Source organism: Bacteroides sp. LFL-34, assembly GCF_027257075.1.
GTDB lineage: Bacteria > Bacteroidota > Bacteroidia > Bacteroidales > Bacteroidaceae > Bacteroides > Bacteroides ovatus.
Map to the genome: position 1 here is coordinate 1 of NZ_JAPQKZ010000064.1, position 19312 is coordinate 19312.

The following is a 19312-nucleotide window of genomic DNA, read 5'->3' on the forward strand; positions in this document are numbered from 1 at the left end:
TAGCACCGCAAAACGCTGAAAATAGCACAGTTGCTAACTCGTTACCACTGTTTCTCAAATACTCAGTTAAATGTTTATTCTTCAAACGGTTATATTAAACCGTTGAAAATCTAAAATATGAAGCGCTTGATTTTATCTGCGGCTTGTGCCCTAAGTTTAGCTAGTTGTGGAGGTCCTCCCGCTGGACCTAACCAAAAGTTGGGAAATGAAAGTCCACAGACTGAAGTGAATTTACCGGCACCAACAATCAAAGTATTTGTTGAAAATTCTGGTAGTATGGATGGTTACGTTAAGGGCGCAACAGACTTTGAAAATGCTGTTTATAGTTACTTATCAGATATCCAGCATGCAGATTTAGGTGTTCGAACAGATTCGTTAGCTGCTAAGAATACTTTGATTCTTAATTATATAAATAGTGAAGTTCTACAGCAAAAGCCAGATGTTAGAGAGTTTATTGAGGCCTTGGAACCTGCCGATTTTAAAATGAAAGGTGGAAAAAGAGGCACTTCTGATATGTCTAATATCCTTGATACTGTCATATCACAAACAGACGATAATGAAGTCTCTATTCTTGTTTCGGATTGTATTTTCTCACCTGGAAAAAAATACAAGGCTAAAGATAATGCGGATGAATATATTGTAGCTCAGCAAATTGGCATAAAGAGTCATATCGTCGAAAAACTTGCCAAAAACCCTAATTTCTCAATTGTAGTTATGCGTTTAACATCTCAGTTTAATGGCACATATTACAATAAATTCGATGATAAACAGCCTATTAACAATGACCGTCCCTTCTTTATGTGGTTGATGGGTGACAGAAGTTACCTTAATACTATTCTCAAAAAGGTGGAACTTAATCAAATCAAAGGCAAAGGGGTACAGAATATTTTTATGATTTCTAGGCCTTTAACGGCTATACCGTACAATATTTCATTGCCTCAGCCAGGTAATGGCAAATATGAAATTGCAAGATCTGAGCAATATGCGATTAACAACGCAAAGACTGACGGCAGAGGTGGCAATAGTCGTTTTCAGGTGGGGATATCCGTTAATTTCTCTAATATTCTACTTCCTGATGAGTATTTGATGAACCCCGACAATTATATGGTATCAAATAAAGCATATGGTGTTGAAATCGTTAAATATTCAGGTCCTAGACAAGATTTGTATACGCACACCATCAAACTCAACTTGGTGCAACCCGTATTAAGCAAGGGAGTTGTCAAAATATCACTTAAAAACACCTTGCCCCAATGGATTAATGACTGTACTGATGAGAGCGGATTGGATATCAACGCACCAGGTGCAATGGAAAAAACATATGGTTTGAGTTATCTACTTGGCGGTGTATATGATGCGTATGCATATGATGGACAATATGGAAGTATAACAATTAATATTAAATAATATGGAAAACTTACTCGGACAGATTTATTGTTGGTTTCAGTCTTTTTATGGACAAGATTTAAGTTATTATTTGTGGGGATATGATCCCGGAACAGAGGCCTACACTAATCCAAATATCTATAACTTGGTAGGATTAATCACATTAGTTTGTTCACTTGTTCTAGTAGTGGTTTTCTATTACATTATTAACCATCCGAGACTTTGCAAGTGGTGGAGTTGGTTGATAACTTTAGGTATTAATGGTGTGATAGCTTTATTTGTTGGTTATGGCATCGTGATGTCTAAATACGTGAATGGTTACATTCATGATACCTTAATGTATCAAAGAGACGCTGATGGAAATATTATTTCTATACTGATTGGCGAATCTAATTGTTGGGGCTTTGGTATTGCCAATATGTTCGTTGCGATGATTGCATTCGTACTTCTTAGTTTTATGTTGAAATGGTGGAGTTCAAGTGCTAAACATGTGCCATTTTTATAACTTTTAATTGATGTTTATATGAACGGAAAATTATACATATTCGGTATTGGTGGCACAGGATCTCGTGTCATTAAATCTTTGGTTATGCTAGCTGCATCAGGTGTAAAGATTGAAGCAAATGCTATCGTTCCAATTATTGTAGACCCTGATTTTGCAAATGCTGATGTTACGAGAACTATTGAGCAAATTAAAGCATATACTGCTATTCGTAGTCAATTGGCATTTAATGATGCTACAAAAAACAGATTCTTTGAGGTTCCTATTGAGAATGTTGTGAATGATCATAGACTAGCCTTAAAGGATACTAAAAATAAGAAGTTTAGAGAGTTTATTGAATTCAGCACCATGTCTAAGGAGAATAGAGCATTAGCATCTATGTTGTTCTCTGAAGCAAATCTAGAGTCAGATATGGAAGTCGGATTCAAAGGCAATCCTAATATCGGAAGTGTCGTACTCAATCAGTTTACCGATTCTCAAGATTTCATAGACTTTGCGGATGCCTTCAAGCCTGGAGATAGAATTTTCATCATTAGTTCGATTTTTGGTGGTACAGGTGCTAGTGGATTCCCTCTATTGTTGAAGAATCTTAGAGGATTAGATGCTAAGGTGTCTAATAACGATGCGATACAGCATGCCCCGATAGGTGCCATTACCGTGCTCCCTTATTTCGCGGTTAAAACTGATGAGGAAAGTACAATTAATTCTTCTACCTTTATCGGAAAAACTAAGGCTGCATTACAATATTATGAGCGCAATGTAAATGGAGACGAATCTTCTGTGAATGTCCTTTATTATATTGGAGATGAAAGAACTAAGCAATATGAGAATGAAGAAGGAGGAACAGAGCAACGTAACAACGCTCATATTGTTGAATTAGCAGCAGCAATGTCTATTGTAGACTTTGCAAGTATTCAGAATGATGATCCAATACTTGTTTGCGAAGAGAACTCGAACGGTAAAATTTATGCTCCGAATCCTGATTTTAGGGAGTTTGGTATTGAAAAGGATGTTCAAGAAGTTCTTTTCAGCAATCTCACTCAATCGACGAGGGACTATCTGTGTACACCTATGACACAGTTTGTGTTATTTGCTAAGTATGTGAATGAGCACTTGAGAGGTGCAACCTCTCTTCAATGGGCAAGAGATAATAAGTTTGATGATGCGTTCTTAAAATCCTCTTTCATTAATAATATTCAGAAATTCGTAAACTCTTACATTGAGTGGCTAGAAGAGATGTCTGATAATGATAGAGCATTTAAGCCATTCAAACTTTCTGTAAAATCTTCTGACTTGTATTCAATTGTAGATGGTGTAAAACCTGGATCTATTAAAGCTTTATGGGCATTCAATAAGTCAGGATATGATTTATTTGATGCGGCTCTTAATGAAGAGCACTCATCACTATCCAAGAACTTTACACTCCCACATAAGTTCACGGAGTTATTTTACAATGTTACAAAATTGTTAGTTGGTAAGAAATATAAGTTTTAAGTGATATGGCTAAGGTTTTAAGACTACATAAAGGAGTTGCCGACACAATCGGCAATTGGGACACCTCCGTAAAGATAGGAACTAAAGCGATTGACTCTATCGCAGATCCTATAGGTGCAAATGATAAGCATGAAATTACATCAATTCCTTCTCCTTTCGCTAGAATGGATTTGGTGAAGCGCGCTTTTAAGATTGTTGCGGAAGGTTCGCTTGAAGGCAAGACAGCATACCATAAACTAGTATCTGACTGTCTAGATGTTGGCCAAATTTTCTTCAATATAGAGAAGTATCGTGATAAGATAGAAATCATCGTGTGGGATAAGAAGAATTGTTTGGCAGAGCTTTCTGATTCTGATTACGAAGAGCACACTCGTTTGGGTAAAACTTACAAAACATATCTAGAACAGGATTGTGATGAGTACAATTTTGATCAGATGGATTGTATATATCTGCTTAATTATATAGACCCGTCGGCACCAGGCGTAATGAATATCATTGGTGCTACTTCTCCTGCAACCATTTTCTTTACTTCTGCGAATGATTTGCAATATGTTGGAAAGAAAATAAAGTTCGGTAATGATTGCCCATTTGACACGGAGTATAAACCTCTTTACAAAAGGGATTTTGAGTATATAAAATATTGGTGGGGACTAAAGAAGAGCAGAAAAGATTTTGCAAGAGTGTTCCCCGAGGTTGATTTATATCTTGAGAAATGTTTCAGAATGCTGACTGATGAGCAACGAAATGAATTGCGTCAGAATATTGTTGACGAAACATATTATCGAGGCAATTATGATGATATACCTGTTGTTCCTACAGCTCAACAGTATGTTATGGTACTTGATGAGAAACTTCGCAGGAAACGCACAGTAACAAATATTTCGAGTGGATTTGAGATGAAAGTATCAGATTCGCTTAGAAATGGCAATGTGCCTCTTGCTTTGCCAGTAGAAATGTATACAGAGCCCACACATTATGTTGTCGCCAAATGGGATAAGAATACGTATGTTCCATATTACGACGCAAGACCTATTGATGACCGCACTTTACCGGATGATGGTTCAAAGTATCCATATGTTACAGTTGGAGACTTCTTAGAAGATACAATCGTTAAGGTTCCTTATAAGTTTAATTCAGAGGCTTTCTTTAATGGAAATGATGAAAATCCAGATTCAAAGTTCAGCTACATACTTCCGTTAAAGAGAACATACTTTAACTACTTCACAACCAAAGATCTTACGGAAAAAGTATGTGGAAAAAATCGTATTGAAGTTGTTCGTTTGAATGGTGAGGCTGTAAAGGTAGTATTACGCATCCCGATAAAAGATGGCGGATATATCCAGTATGAACGAATCTATTATAAAGATGGTAAGGCTGAGGCAACCGCCAACAAGGGTGCCATTATTGAGAAAGAGTTTACTCTTGGATTGTATCCTAGCATTAAGTATGCAGATGGTGTCAAACCATACTACAAAGTTGCATTCTTAGATCGTGATTCAGTAGATAATCCAGACAGTGCATATTCGTTATCATTCTATGATTACTCAAACAAAGAAGTGTCTGTTGAAGGTGTAGTTAGAAGAAATAGGAATGCAGACAATTCAAGATTTGATACGAGTTACATTGACTACATTACTTATGCACTAGAGTCTGAATATCAGTATATAACCTTATCTAATGATAATGAGAGTGGTATTCATGGTGTTATTATACCTAAATTTACAGCTCGCAATGGAAGTCACAAATTCCGTTTTGCTATAGATTTCGGTACAACAAATACGCATATTGAATATAGTGTTGATGGTTCAACTTCTTCTAATCCTTTTGATATTACAGAGAAGGATATGCAGATTCAAAAGTTGCACATCACAGATGACTATATGATCAATGATGTGTTCAACTCTGACTTTATTCCGGCAACAATTGGCGGAGAGAGTTTGTATGGATATCCAATGCGTACGGTTATATCTGAGAGTAACAATACAAACTGGGATAAGGCTGTTTTAGCAATGGCAAATGTTAACATCCCTTATACTTATGAAAAGAGTTTGTCATTGCCGTACAATGTATTACATACAGACTTGAAATGGTCAACAAATACTGAAGATAAAAAGAGAGCTTCAAAATATATTGAAAGTATTTTGTTGATGCTAAGAACAAAGGTACTTCTTAATAATGGAGATTTAAGTAAAACAGAAATCGTATGGTTCTATCCTGCAAGTATGACACAGAACCGCTTTAATAAATTTAAAGCAGAATGGGAAAATACTTTTGCAACTTTATTTGGTGCTCCTATTTCAAATATTATTGCAGCGTCAGAATCTGTTGCGCCATATTATTATCATAAAGCCAAGAAAGGTGCAACCTCTACTGTTGTATCTGTCGATATAGGTGGTGGTACTACAGATGTTTTGATAGTTGACAAGGGCGAACCAAAATACCTAACATCTTTCCGTTTTGCCGCTAATACGATTTTTGGAGACGGATACTCATACGATTCTGATTCAAACGGTTTCGTAAATAAGTATAAAGATATAATCACGAATCAGTTAGAGACCAACAATTTAAGAGGCCTAAAGGCCGTATTGAAGTCTGTACTTGATAAACGTGTATCAACTGATGTTATTGCGTTCTTGTTCTCATTGGCATCCAATAAAGAGATCAAAAAGGAAAAGGTGGAAATCAATTTTGCAAAGATGCTTGCAGATGATAACAGAGGTAAATATGTTGTAATATTGTTCTATGTAGCAATAGTATATCATATTGCAAAATTGATGAAAGCTAAAGGCTTTGATATGCCTCGTCATATGACTTTCAGTGGTAATGGTTCAAAAGTGCTTAACATTTTGAGCACCAATGACGCAACGCTAGTAAGACTTACTAAAATCATATTTGAGGAAATCTATGCTCAGTCTTATTCAATAGATGGACTAGATATTATCCGTCCTGCAAATTCAAAAGAGTCTACTTGTAAGGGAGGTATCATTTTAACTCCATTCCAATCTCAGGATTATGGGGAAATTAAAGACATGAAAACAATCCTTATTGGTACAGATAATGAGAAATTTGCAGATGTACACATGACTTATAATGATGTGACAGAAGCGGATTTGGATTCTGTTGTAGACGTAATTAAGGAATATATAGAATTTACCTTCAAACTTGATAAGAAATTCTCATTCTATGACAATTTCGATGTAGATCGTTCTATTATGAATAAAGTCAAGGACTTATGTTATAGAGATATTAGAACATATCTTGAGAATGGTCTAGCAATCAAGAAGAGTGAGATAGCACAAGATGGTGCAGATGACAATTTGGAAGAAACATTATTCTTCTACCCGTTAGTTGGTATTATCAACGCTGTAGTACGTAACATTTATCAAATGTAAAACAAATGAAGAAGATTATAATTTTATTGTCAGTAATAACGCTTGCTAGTTGCTCATTATTGCCTAATAATGGTGAAAATGATAATGAGGCCATAAAGAAGGCTCAGCAAACTGCACAAGAAAATATTAGTCAATATACTGACCAGGAAATAGCTCGTGCCAAGAAAGAAATCGACAATGCTGTAGCATCTGTGATTAGTAAGGCAGACTCAACATTAACAAAACAATTCACTGCAGTTGAAAAGTCATTAAATGCAAAAGCAGAGGAAACAAAAAAGGAGTTGAGTGGAAAAATTTCAGGAATCGAGGATAATATAACGAAAGCTAAAGCAATTAGTTTTATAGGAATTGCTATTGGAATTTTGGGTGTAGTTTTGGCGTTTTTTGCATATAGAAAAAGGCCTAGAACAAATGTGAATAGAGTAAAAGACATAATTACAGAGGAAATCAATACAAACGACTATATCCGTAATGAGATTCGCAGAATTGCAGGAGGACAAAGTTCGTCTTATCGACCGCAAGCCAGTGCCCCGTCTCAGGCAACAATTGATCGAGCTATAGAAGCATATTTGGCAAGTAAAAAATTTAAGGATATTTTACAGCAATATATTGCATTAGCAACAGCTCCTACTCAAAGTGTGGCAGAAAATATAAAGATGGAGCCGGCTACTACAGATAAACCTGTATATCAAATTTATGCAAAAGAGTCTAATTCAATGATTCTTTCAAGCATTCAAGATACATATCAAAAAGGAAAGTCAATTTATAGACTTACTATGTCAGAAGCTAACGCATATACAGCCGAGGTAAGTATATGTATTGAGCAAGAGGAAGTAAAACAACGTATCCTAAAATTTGACAGTCAGTATCTCGAACCTATTTGTTCTGTTACTCGCTCATCAAATGATCCCACTCAGGTACTCATTAAGACAACAGGAACTGCAGAACGTATCGGAGAAGAGTGGAAAGTCATTAAACCTATAACAGTTGAAATAAAGTAAACAATGGAACTTCATTATATTCTAGTGGTTCTTGTAATTATAGCAATTATAGTTGCACAGATATACATATACAGGAACACTAAAAAGAAGATAGCGACCTATAAATCAATATTCCCCAATAGTACATCATCGTACTCTATCGTTGAGAAAGAAATTCAGACAGAGAGTTGTAGCGATGATGATGACTATGTTGAAAATATTGATACAATAAGCGTATCTCAATTAAATATCAATACAAATAATGATACGCTTAAGGAGATTAGGAATGCTCTAAATATGTACCTTCAAAAAAATAAAGGAGCTGCTAGCGATTTTTATTTAATGAAAGATGTAGTAGAGCGATATTGCGATGCCGAAGAAGAGGAAATCAATATTCAACAGCCTATACCGCTATACCTCGGTTTGATGGGCACAATGGTCGGTATCATTGTCGGTATTGGTTTTATTGCTGTAAGTGGAGGTTTGTCTAGCGAATCACTTATGGATAATATCACCTCATTGATGACTTGTGTCGCAATTGCTATGGCCGCAAGTTTAGTGGGTATTTGCTGTACAACTCTAATTTCTTGGTCGGCTAAAAGTGCTACATCCAAGGTAGAAGCTGATAAGAACAGATTCTACTCGTGGTTACAGACAGAGTTGTTACCTGTTCTGTCTGGAAATGCAGTAAATGCTTTGTATCTATTACAGCAAAATCTTATGACCTTCAATCAAACTTTCCAATCAAATATTGAGGGTTTGGATGGTGCCTTGTCTAAAGTTGAAGAGTCGTCTAGGGAACAAATAGAGTTGATTACTCTAATCAAGGATATTGACATTAAACGCGTAGCACAGGCAAATGTTACAGTTCTCAAAGAACTTAAAGAATGTACTGGTGAAATAGCTGTGTTTAATAAGTATTTGCACAGCGTCTCAGGATATTTGCATTCCGTAAATGAATTGAATAGCAACATTAATGAGCATCTTAATCGAACAGCCGCCATTGAGAACATGGGTGCATTCTTTGAAAGAGAGATCAATCAGGTTGCCGCTCGCGAACAGTATATCAACGAGGTTGTTGCAAAAGTAGACGACACGTTGCGTAAGACATTTGAGAAACTTGCTGAAAGTACAAGAGAAAGCGTAACTCAATTGCGTAACAACTCTGTTTCAGAGTTCGATGCACTGCTCAAGCATTATTCAGAGCAAAAGGAAGAGTTTGCAAGAATGCTTCAAGAGCAAAGAGAAGAGTTTGCTGCTAGAAATGCTGAAACTACTGAGTTGATGAAAGAGATTCGTAATCTTGCCGATATAAAGGCAGTTATGGGACAGCTCGTTGAGTCAACGAAGGGTCAGACAGCAATACTTGAGAGATTGGTTAGTAGCCTTAAAAACCAGAATAATGGTGGAAGAAGAGAAGGTTTCCCCATCGAAAGTGCAGTGCAACATGTGTCCGCTCCAGTATTCCCTAAGAGCATAACTTATATGGTTGCAACTATAACTTTGCTTGCTTTTATGGCGTTTGGCTTATATGTATATAACTCTTTTATTGCAGAACCAAGGATTGAGGTTGTTGGCGTTTCTAATGAGCCTCAACAAACTATAGTTCCAACATCTACGCAGGTAGAGCCAAATATCAGTAATGACCAAACTGTTAATGTAGATTCCTTAGAGTCGACTCAAAGTGCAACACAGGAGCAATAGATATGGCAAAGGAAAGCAAATCATTCTTTTGGGCTAGTTACGCAGACCTTATGACAAGTCTATTCTTTGTTATGCTAACACTATTTATAGTTGTTATCATAGCATTGAATAATGCTCGTATTGATGCGATTGAGCAGACCGCTGAGCTGCAAGCGAAAATTGACAAAGCGGATGAGATAAACAATGCAACTCGAGAACTCGATACACAGCATTCGCAATACTTCCAATACTTCCCTGAATTCAAAAAGCACAAACTTGCAGTAACTGTGAATTTTAGAAGTGGAAGTGCAGATATGAATAGTCTTCCATCAAGTACAAAAGAAGATTTAAGAACGACAGGTAAGATCCTACAAGATTTTATTATTAAAACGACACAAAGTAACCCTCATATCCAGTATCTCCTTATTATTGAAGGACAAGCATCGAAAGATGGATATGCTTATAATTACGAGTTAAGCTATCAAAGAGCATTATCTCTTAAAAAATTTTGGGAAGATAACGGGTTGAATTTTAATGATAAAAATTGTGAAGTACTAATTTGTGGTAGTGGTGATGGACGTTTAAGTGGCACAGGACTTATGAGAGAATCAAAGGAAGTACTTAACCAGCGATTCCTTATACATATTCTTCCTAAACCCGGAAAAATTGGTGATTAATAAATGGGAAAAGATAAACGAACGCACTTTTGGGCAAGTTATGCAGATCTAATGACTAGTTTATTTTTCTTGATGGTTGTATTGTTCATCATATCAATCGTTGAGTTAAAACAAATTGATGCGACACCTCTTGAAGTGAAAGAATTAAAAGCAGAAAGAGACAGTTTATTGAACCTCAACTCTCGTATGGTACTTCGTCAAAAACAATATAGTGAAGAGTTGGATAGTATGCGATATCTTGCCAATGCAACACAAGCCCATATTGATAAGATAAATGAAATTAACGATGCTACCAAAAATCTCGACCAAAACTATTTTGTATACGACTCAATTAATAAAAAACACAAACTGAATTTTGTTGTACGTTTTAAAATTGATGATGATCAAATATATAACATTTCTAAAGTTGAGCGAGAAAAATTATTGTCTGTTGGTCAAGAGTTAGTAAGATTCATTCATAGTGCCGCTGAAAACACGCCGGAGGTTCAGTATCTTCTTGTGATTGAAGGTCAGGCATCAAAAGATGGAATAGATAAAATGGATTATAACTATGATTTAAGTTATCGCCGAGCAAGAAATCTTAAAAAGTTTTGGGATAATAACAATATCCATTTTGATAGAGATAATTGTGAAGTACTAATCAGTGGTAGTGGAGATGGAAGGCTCAGCGGCACAGGACTAATGAGGGAACTCGAAGAAAAAGCAAATCAAAGATTTTTGATTCATATTTTACCCAAACCAGGACAAATCCAATAATATATGAAACAAATACTATATATACTGCTCATACTACTGTTATCTGTAGGTTGCGCTCAAAAACCAGCAGCTCCTAAGGGTAATAATAACTATCCTGTTTCTAGTCCATCTTCTCGACCAGGTTCATTCTCTAATAATGGTCGCCCACCACTACCACATCAACAAAAAGGAACTTCTCAGACAAATAAAACTTCAGATGTCGGTAATACTACAAATGGTAGAGTTTTGTCTCCAAGTGAGATCTTTGAAAAACTATCATCTGCGGTATTTAAGATTCATACATCTACTGGGTATCAAGGGTTCCAAGGTTCTGGCTTCTTCATATCTAGTAACGGTATTGCAGTAAGTAATTACCATGTTTTTCAAGGTACCGCTGTTGGCTATGAAGACATAATACTTTCCGATGGAAGCTCATATAAGGTAACGGAAGTTTACCATAAGAGTCAAGACAACGACTTTATAATATTCAAGGTTGGAGTTAGCAGAAAAGTAAACTACATTAAGATCGCAAATAATACACCAAAAGTAGGAGAAAAAATATATACTATCGGAAGTCCAAGAGGATTGGATAACACTTTTTCATCTGGCGAAATATCACAGATAAGGGAGAACGGAAAGATTCTACAGATTAGTGCTCCAATTGATCACGGAAGCAGTGGAGGTGTTTTGCTAAATTCAAAAGGAGAGGCTGTCGGTATAACATCTGGAGGAATAGACGATTCTGGTGCCAATCTCAACTATGCCTGGAATATACAACTTATAAAATCATACATCCCATAGACTATATGAAGTATTAATTATAAACCTCATACTTCAGTATGGGGTTTATATGTAAAATAGAATGAATATGAAAAGATTTCTTATTTGGATTCTTTTATTAGGTTGTCTGTTGTCAACAACAGAGTGCTTAGCTCAAAAGTTTCAAGTTAAAGTAATAAAAATTTCTGATGGTGACACTTTTGTTGGCCTAAACAGAGATAACTTGCAAATAAAATTTAGGATTTGGGGCATTGATGCTCCAGAAAAGAAACAGGCTTTTGGGACAAAAGCCAAGGATTATTTGTCAGCCCTTATTTTTGGGGATAATATTATTGTTGATGTCCAAAAACAAGATGGTTGGGGTAGATATATCGCTTATGTTTATACTCTAGAGAATAAGGATGTCGCTCTTGAAATGTTGAATGCAGGAATGGCATGGCACTATACAAAATATGACCAGTCCGAGAAATATCATAATGCAGAAATAAAAGCAAGGAATAATAAAGTGGGGCTTTGGGTAGATCCACGACGAATTGCATCATGGGATTTTAGATAGTAGTATTTGGTACACTTAGAATGCTATTTCATACATTATGAGAAATATCGCTTTGCTATGAGGAGAAACCCATATACTTTTGCTTAGAAAAACAATCGAATGAAGAAGCAATTGGTCATATCAACCTCTATTGATTTAGTTCATATAGCGCCGGAGAAAATCGTCTATATTGCATCAGACGGTAACTACTCTACGCTTGTACAAACCGACAATGAGGTTCGTATGTTGTCATACCAGTTGGGCCAGATTGAGAAAATGATCTCATCGCAGCTCGGTAGCGAGGGCAATATCTTCATTCGTATTGGAAAAAGTCTAATCATTAATCGCTCCTACATCTACTACATCAACATTCCTAAACAGAAGTTGACTCTTTCGGATGTGTCTTCATTTAATCACAGCGTTACTGCATCCAAGGAGGCGCTGAAGCAGTTGAAGGAGCTATTAGAAAAGGAGGTTAAATAATTATGAAAGAGCTTAAGGAAATCCGTGATGACCAAATTCGCATTCTCGGCGAAGGAGGAACAAAGAATCCTTTGCCCCGTAGTGTATGGATTATCATCCTTTCAGTTTTAGGTGTAGCATTAATCGGTGTAATTATACTCTATGTAACACGCCAAAAGGAAGAGGTTATCCAAGAATTGAAGGCTCCTGAACCCGCACTGTTCGAGCCTGTGCGAGAACCTGAACCAATACTGCATAAATGGATTGGGGAAAAGACCGATTCGCTTGCACCGGGATATACCGAAATTAGAGACACGCTTATCAATGATATCCCTATTCGTATATTCATTCCTCACAACGCCGAAATGTCGCTGCATATTGGCAGAATGGACAAAGAGGATAAAAGTATTATATACGCTGCACAAGCTGCAGATGTAAGAGCGGACAACGGCGGAATCGTTGGTGCTTTCGTACTTAATGGAGAGCCCAAGGCATGGGGACTATCAAAGAAGGGATATTGCGCTTCAATTAATGGCAAAGTGACTATCGGTGTTGCTGATAACACATCTCTCTTCGAGGAGGCTACTATGCACAACGGCTATTTCTTCCGTCAGTATCCTCTTGTTAAAGATGGTCAGGTGATTGACAACGAGCCAAAGGGAAAATCTATTCGTCGAGCAATTTGTGACCGCCAAGGAGAAATCTTTATGGTAGAGACTGGTAGTATTGAATCTTTCCACGACTTTGCACAAGCCTTGGCTGATTTAGGCGTAGACCAGGCAGTATATCTCGTCGGCTCATCTGCCTATGGTTGGGCTGTTGATGAAGCTGGCGCTACCCACGAATTCGGTGAGGATAACTACTATACAGGTCGAAGAAGAATGCCTAAGAATACAAGTTACATTGTGTGGAGAAAGAGGTAAATGAACGATGAAATAACAGAATAGATACTATTTCATACACCCGAAAAATGATTTCGTACAGTTGAGAAATAATCTCTCGGTTGTACGATTTCTTTTTTAGAAATTTGTATGTGTAAAAATAGCTAAAGCAATATGAAATACGTATCCAGATTACTCTTTCTACTAGTAGCCTTAATGGCAATGACCAACTGTGGCCAGCGAAATGGTACACCCATTACTGAAACTGATGAACTTGTCAAACAAAATTCGATGTACTACTGGAAGACTACCTTTGACATCGACTCTACGGATGTGGCCTTTTTAGAAACGCACAATATTAAGCGTCTTTATGTTCGTATGTTTGATGTGGCAACAGAACAGGATTTCTTAAATGGAACGACAGAGATTGTGCCAATAGCAACAACTAAATTTGTTTCGGAAATGCCTGCTGGAGTGGATATAGTTCCGGTTACCTATATCACCATCGAAGCATTAAGAGCGATGAATGGAAAGGAAGATGAATTCGCTCCTCTGATTGTTGAGAGATTACTAGCTATGGCTTCATACAATAACTGTGGTGACATCCGTGAGATTCAGCTTGACTGCGATTGGACCGCCTCAACCCGAAATAGCTATCACAGATTATGTGAACTTGTAAAATCAGAGTTGGTGGCCAAAAATATAAAAGTGAGTGTAACCATAAGATTGCATCAGATGCAAGAGACACCTCCGCCTGTTGATAGAGGTGTTCTAATGCTATATAATACTGGTGCTTTGAAGGATCCTAACACATATAACTCTATCCTTCATATCGCAGATGTTAAGCCATATTTGCGCAAAACCTCATATCAGATTCCTCTCGACTATGCATATCCTGTTTATGGTTGGGGTGTGAAATTTAATAATGATAAATTTGTATCGATTGTCTCTTCAGAAGATAGTTCGGTAGCAGATAATGAGTATATCAGATATGAAAGACCAACTTTTGCTGAAATACTTGAAGTTAAGAACTTAGTCGAGAAGAATTTCGGTAAACCAGCAAGCGGGAACATTTTATACCATTTAGATAAAAAACAACTTGAAAATTACGCTCACAATGAAATCGATCAAATACTTGCTTATTAGTCTACTTGCACTTTGTGGTGCAAATGAGGTATATGCTTGCTGGGGACCTTGGTATACCCCCGGAGGATACTATATGTATAGGGCTAAAAATAGCCAACCAGAACCATCTATAGAAGTAGAAGGATATTATCCCGGATCGGGTAGAAATTGTAAGGAGTGGCAACTTATGACCTCTACAGATATCCCATTGGAAGATATATATCAGGTTGTCTATAAAATGACGCTGGATGAATTCGAGCGAATATATGACAGCAAAGAGGCTAATGGAAACAAATTCATTGAGTGGATTACTCAAAAAGACACCTCCATTCTTGATTTTATGCTTCTTGCCAAGACCAATGAGTATATACGCTTGAAGCGTAACTCTCGCTGGTATTATCCATCTATGAAGATTGGTGCGAGAATGACTATAGAGGAGATTGCTGAAAAGGCTCTAACCATCAATGAAACCAAGTTGCGAGATAGATATTTGCTGCAAGCAATTAGGGCGTTATTCTCTTTGGGAAGATATGAAGAGTGTGTTAACTTGTGGGATTCTGAAGTAGTACATTGGCCCAAGGATAATTTGATGCGTCAACTCATTCATCCGTATATAGCGGGAGCTGAGTTCCGTGTTAAACGCTCGGAGAAAGCCATAACATATTTTGCAGAACTTGGAGATGTCGGCTCAATGCTATTTTGTGCAGGTCGTGCAGGGGAGAATCTATCAACCATTGATGCGTTAGACTTAGTTTGTGAGTATGCTCCTAATAGCAGGTACATTGAAGGAACATTGCAATCATTTGTAAGAGAACTTGAGCCTCTTGGAGAGTACTATTGGGAGGATGATTATGAAGGCTCATTTGAGGTTAAAAAATTATACGATCTGTGTCTAAAAATGGCTAAGAGCGGAAGAAGCGACAATACGGGAATGTGGTATTACACGGCAGCGTTTTTGGCAGACCTTAAAGGAGATGTTAGCAACGCCTCATATCTTATTGGTCTGGCAGAAAACAGCAAGAGAACAGATTTTATTGACGAATCAATCAAAGTGTTCCGTATGTATATAGATGCGAAGACTCTACCTTATAACTCATCTTATGAGAACAAGTTGTTCTCTCAGTTGAAATGGTTGGATTCCAAAATTGTCAACGGTATTACCGATGAGGTCCGCAAAGAGACAGCTCGTGGTTATAAATTATTTAATTGCGAAAGTTTCTATTACTGGAACGATATGATGCGCAGAATTTTGCTTACTGAGGTATGTCCGAGAATGATTAAGGCAGGAAAGTCAACGCGTGCATTGCAACTTGCCAATATGGCCGATAACAGATTGTTCGGAATAGTAAACAAAAGAGAACTTTACGATTGGATTGAAAGTAAAGATGGATACGAATATAAGGTCTCAGAGGTATATACTATGTCTGGTTACAGGTATTCGGAGAACTTTAATAGCCACGACTATAGCAATAGTTTCTTTGAGATGATTGATAGCTTAGGTCTTAATACCGCGATTAGATATGTGCAAAATGTGCGAAAGCCTGTGTCAGAACTTGATCGATATTTGAACACTCGCGGCTATATAGGCTCTGACTATCTCAATGATATAGTCGGTACACAGTGCCTGCGAAATATGCGTTATAAAGAGGCCGTAGAATATCTCGGAGCAGTCAGTAAGGCGTATCAGAAGCATCTGAATGTATATATGGATTATGATCCGTTCAGCATTGAGAGGAAACCAATAAAATTAAAGTCTGAATTTAGATATGATTTTGCTTGTAAAATGTACTCTTTGGAACAGAGTCTAGACTTGACTTCAGAGCCAAATAGAAAGGCTCAGTTACTAATTGAATACGCTACTGGACTTCGAAATTCTTTTGATTTCTGTTGGGGATTAACTCAATATTATCGTGGTACTAGTTATTGGGGACAGGTATGCGAGAAAAGAAATTGGGAGAAAGATGAATATACACAAACAGCTCGAGGTAGAGCTAAAGAGTTGATAAAATTAGCTTGTGATATAGTAACTGATGACGAAGTGGCTGCCGAGATAAACTATGCCCTATGCAATTATAGGACTGTTGCAGATAAGTATCCTAATACGAAAAAAGGTAAGCTTGTTATCGGACAGTGTGATAATCTGTGCGATTATCACGCAGAATCATATAGAAGTCGATAGGACTTCTATATGATTTTTTATGCTATCCTGTCTGCACCTGCTTTGCCTGCCAAGCACGATGAGCGATGATAACCTCCTGCCTCTCTTTCTCAAGTAGTGCTTCCGTTTCGGGATTGTAGCTGAGGAACTCGATGCACCCACCATTGTAGCCTGTGAGCTTGCAGCGGATACCGGCTTTCTCCAATTTATCCATTCGTTTTTGTGCAGTCTTGGCACTTGAGTATGATAGTGGCCAGAAGTATTTGTCGCCACTATGTCCGTAGGAGTCTTCTCCAAGTACCATTTTGCCTTGTAGTCGCTGGCTGTTGTGGAAACTGAAATAGGCACCGCCCAATGCCTGACGTATTGCCTTGTGTGCAGCACCTTCGGGGTGCTTGAACACATCGGGCTTCTTGCCCTTGCAATCCAATTTCGGCAGTTCTACTTTATATGGCTTCTTGTAGGTGCCGACTCCTAATGTAAGGTAGAAGTTAGTGCAGAAGTAGTCGGTCATAGGATCGCTGTCATCGAAGTTGTACGACATTACAAAGTCGCATACATTCTTCATCACCTCTTTGGCTCTGTCGGTTAGGGTGTCGTTATTGTCAATATGGTAGTGGTTTACATCGTGGTGGAACACCACGCCTTTATCCTTCTTGAATGCCTCAAAGTCTGCTTTGACAAGGTAGATATGGATAGAGTTATAGTGATGCCTTGATACGGAGAACCTATACTTGGGATAGGTCTCCTTTATCCAGTTACGCACCAGCTCCACAATCTCAGGAGTGTGCTGTCCTTGATAGTTGCGATCTTTCCAACGATATTCGTTATATACGAAGTCGGTATACTCCTTTGCCGATGCTCCTGCATAGTCGTTTTCATAACCTGATGCATTTGCCGATACAGTAGTATCGTCCTTCCAAATCTCGTGGAGTCGTTCAAACTCCACATTGATCTGTTGCATCACTTCGGTGCTGCCGCCTTTGTCGGGGTGATTCTCCAATGCCAATCGGCGATACTCCTTCTTGAGTTCTGCCAATGAATGTATATTCTTAAAGTAAGCCATAGAAGTAGATGTTAGTAGGTTAATACCATTGTGAAATACTCCATACACTCGGACTCGATTCCGAGACCGCTGCAAGAAAGTTCAATATCGCTCTCTTGCAGGTCGTTTATCTCTTGCAGTTCTCTGAGGTGGCGTATCTCATCATTCAGATACTCCTTTGCGGTCGCTTCATCGCAGTTACACGAGCCACATATTCTTTCAATGATTTCATTCTCAGCCATAGTAGTAAGTATTAAGATTGTGATTTGAAATAGAGTTCTCGTTGGGTATCGTAGTCTTGACTATTCCACCAATCATTGCAGGCATCTACAAAGGATTGTGAGCCGTCTTCCGATGAGTAGTCAGCCTCGTGCAAGCCTGTTATACTTTCCAATGTGATAAAGTCAAGGTCTTTCCACCAATCTTGCATCTTCTGTTTGTAATCGCTCAAGGTGCAGAAATTCTGACTCTGTTCACAGTCTGCGCACCATTTGCAGTCCGTATCGTCATCATCTACATCACTTAGATACTCATTGGTATTGGCATTTACCCAAACCTGAATCTCAATTTTTCTTGAACCGCAAGCATCACAAACATATACATCATCATCGTGTGGTTCCTCTCTTGTAGCCTTGCCGTCATAGAGTGCCACAGCACGATTGACAAGCAGTTCGCTGTTGTTGTCCGAGAGTTCGGCATAGAATCGTTCTGCCGCTCCGAGTATTGATTTACTTGCAAGGGAGTTCCATTTCTCCCAGAAGTGTTTATAAGCACCTCCGAAGGTAATCTTGCACTCTTCCTCGCTCCAAGCATTCCACATATAGTAGTGGAAGCTCGATACTGCATTTACAGGGTCTAATCTCATAGTCGTAATCTTTAAGCGTTATTATCTGTGTCCTCTTCCAACTGCTGCCATACGGCATCATATATCTCATATAGCCAGTCGATGTTTGATGCTCCAAGTTCAAACGGAGTATGGCAGGTAGCCTCAAAGTTTGTCTCTTTCTCGTGGGCTATAACAGTCATACTGTTGTCCGTCACTTGAATACCTGTTACCTTGCACTCAAACGGGTCGGCATTATTGTCAAACCATATCACCCATACAGGATCATCCTGCTCTTCGGGGAAGGTAATCTCTGTCAGCCCATGCGAGTAGAGCAACTGCCTTATGGCATCTATGATGTCCTTACGTAGTGTCTCTATCCTGTCGGAGAAGTCCATCTTCAGACGCTTCGGCTTTTGTTTCTTCTCCAACTCTGTGTAGGATAGAATCTGCATATCGGGGTGAACATCGAACTTCCAATCCACCTCGTCATCATCGAGTGTGGTGTGGATGTTTCCACCCAATACCAGTCCGCAATCTCTTGTTACCATTGTGCGTGCTTCATTGCGGTCATCTGCCGCTACGGTGTAAGTACCCTCGAAGAGGTATCTTACCTTTACTTCAACCTTTTTCATATATTGATATTTTTATGGT

At 38.0% G+C, this 19312-nt stretch carries 18 protein-coding genes; 14 read left to right on the top strand and 4 right to left on the bottom strand.

Translation table 11 applies throughout. From position 1 onward, the window contains the following. The first annotated feature begins 117 nt into the window (after positions 1-117). From N5O98_RS24700 to N5O98_RS24765, 14 genes are all read left to right on the top strand, one after another. The gene (locus tag N5O98_RS24700) at positions 118-1407 is read left to right on the top strand and encodes a hypothetical protein (protein WP_007834010.1); all 1290 of its coding nucleotides are present in this window, start codon (positions 118-120) and stop codon (positions 1405-1407) included. 1 nt (position 1408) lies between these two features. Further along, a complete protein-coding gene (locus N5O98_RS24705; RefSeq protein WP_007834006.1) occupies positions 1409-1891 on the top strand; it encodes a hypothetical protein in 483 nt (160 codons plus the stop codon). An 18-nt stretch (positions 1892-1909) separates the two neighbouring features. Further along, positions 1910-3382: a hypothetical protein gene (locus N5O98_RS24710; RefSeq protein ID WP_007834004.1), complete on the top strand. Its 1473-nt coding sequence runs from the start codon at positions 1910-1912 to the stop codon at positions 3380-3382. Between the two features lie 5 nt (positions 3383-3387). Continuing rightward, positions 3388-6774 (top strand): hypothetical protein, encoded by a 3387-nt coding sequence (locus tag N5O98_RS24715; RefSeq protein WP_007834002.1) that lies wholly within the window; start codon positions 3388-3390, stop codon positions 6772-6774. A gap of 5 nt (positions 6775-6779) precedes the next feature. Beyond that, entirely contained in the window at positions 6780-7775 is a 996-nt protein-coding gene (locus tag N5O98_RS24720) for a hypothetical protein (RefSeq protein WP_007834000.1), read from the top strand. A 3-nt stretch (positions 7776-7778) separates the two neighbouring features. Beyond that, positions 7779-9458 (top strand): hypothetical protein, encoded by a 1680-nt coding sequence (locus N5O98_RS24725; RefSeq protein ID WP_007833998.1) that lies wholly within the window; start codon positions 7779-7781, stop codon positions 9456-9458. Between the two features lie 2 nt (positions 9459-9460). Then, the gene (locus N5O98_RS24730) at positions 9461-10114 is read left to right on the top strand and encodes an OmpA family protein (RefSeq protein ID WP_007833996.1); all 654 of its coding nucleotides are present in this window, start codon (positions 9461-9463) and stop codon (positions 10112-10114) included. 3 nt (positions 10115-10117) lie between these two features. Beyond that, positions 10118-10870 carry a flagellar motor protein MotB gene (locus tag N5O98_RS24735; RefSeq protein ID WP_007833994.1) on the top strand — a complete coding sequence of 251 codons (753 nt, stop codon included), beginning with the start codon at positions 10118-10120 and terminating at the stop codon, positions 10868-10870. A gap of 3 nt (positions 10871-10873) precedes the next feature. Then, entirely contained in the window at positions 10874-11650 is a 777-nt protein-coding gene (locus N5O98_RS24740; RefSeq protein ID WP_007833992.1) for a S1C family serine protease, read from the top strand. Between the two features lie 67 nt (positions 11651-11717). Next, a complete protein-coding gene (locus tag N5O98_RS24745) occupies positions 11718-12185 on the top strand; it encodes a thermonuclease family protein (protein WP_032936045.1) in 468 nt (155 codons plus the stop codon). 99 nt (positions 12186-12284) lie between these two features. After that, positions 12285-12647 (top strand): LytTR family transcriptional regulator DNA-binding domain-containing protein, encoded by a 363-nt coding sequence (locus N5O98_RS24750; RefSeq protein WP_007833989.1) that lies wholly within the window; start codon positions 12285-12287, stop codon positions 12645-12647. A 2-nt stretch (positions 12648-12649) separates the two neighbouring features. Then, on the top strand, positions 12650-13549 hold the full coding sequence (locus N5O98_RS24755; protein WP_007833987.1) for a phosphodiester glycosidase family protein: 900 nt from the start codon (positions 12650-12652) through the stop codon (positions 13547-13549). Positions 13550-13681: 132 nt separating this feature from the next. Further along, entirely contained in the window at positions 13682-14653 is a 972-nt protein-coding gene (locus tag N5O98_RS24760; protein WP_007833985.1) for a hypothetical protein, read from the top strand. Next, positions 14625-16811, top strand: a complete 2187-nt coding sequence (locus N5O98_RS24765; protein WP_007833983.1) for a hypothetical protein — start codon at positions 14625-14627, stop codon at positions 16809-16811. Before N5O98_RS24760 ends, N5O98_RS24765 begins: the two co-directional genes overlap by 29 nt. Before the next feature lie 22 nt (positions 16812-16833). Here the strand turns inward: N5O98_RS24765 and N5O98_RS24770 are convergent, their stop codons facing one another. From N5O98_RS24770 to N5O98_RS24785, 4 genes are read right to left on the bottom strand one after another with little or no spacing between them, the layout of a single operon-like run. Next, positions 16834-17856, bottom strand: coding sequence for an LPD29 domain-containing protein (locus tag N5O98_RS24770; RefSeq protein WP_007833979.1), 1023 nt, complete (start codon positions 17854-17856; stop codon positions 16834-16836). An 11-nt stretch (positions 17857-17867) separates the two neighbouring features. Continuing rightward, a complete protein-coding gene (locus tag N5O98_RS24775; protein WP_007833977.1) occupies positions 17868-18077 on the bottom strand; it encodes a hypothetical protein in 210 nt (69 codons plus the stop codon). 11 nt (positions 18078-18088) lie between these two features. Continuing rightward, positions 18089-18700 carry a hypothetical protein gene (locus N5O98_RS24780; protein WP_032935931.1) on the bottom strand — a complete coding sequence of 204 codons (612 nt, stop codon included), beginning with the start codon at positions 18698-18700 and terminating at the stop codon, positions 18089-18091. An 11-nt stretch (positions 18701-18711) separates the two neighbouring features. After that, a complete protein-coding gene (locus tag N5O98_RS24785) occupies positions 18712-19293 on the bottom strand; it encodes a hypothetical protein (protein ID WP_195664316.1) in 582 nt (193 codons plus the stop codon). Between the last annotated feature and the right edge of the window lie 19 nt (positions 19294-19312).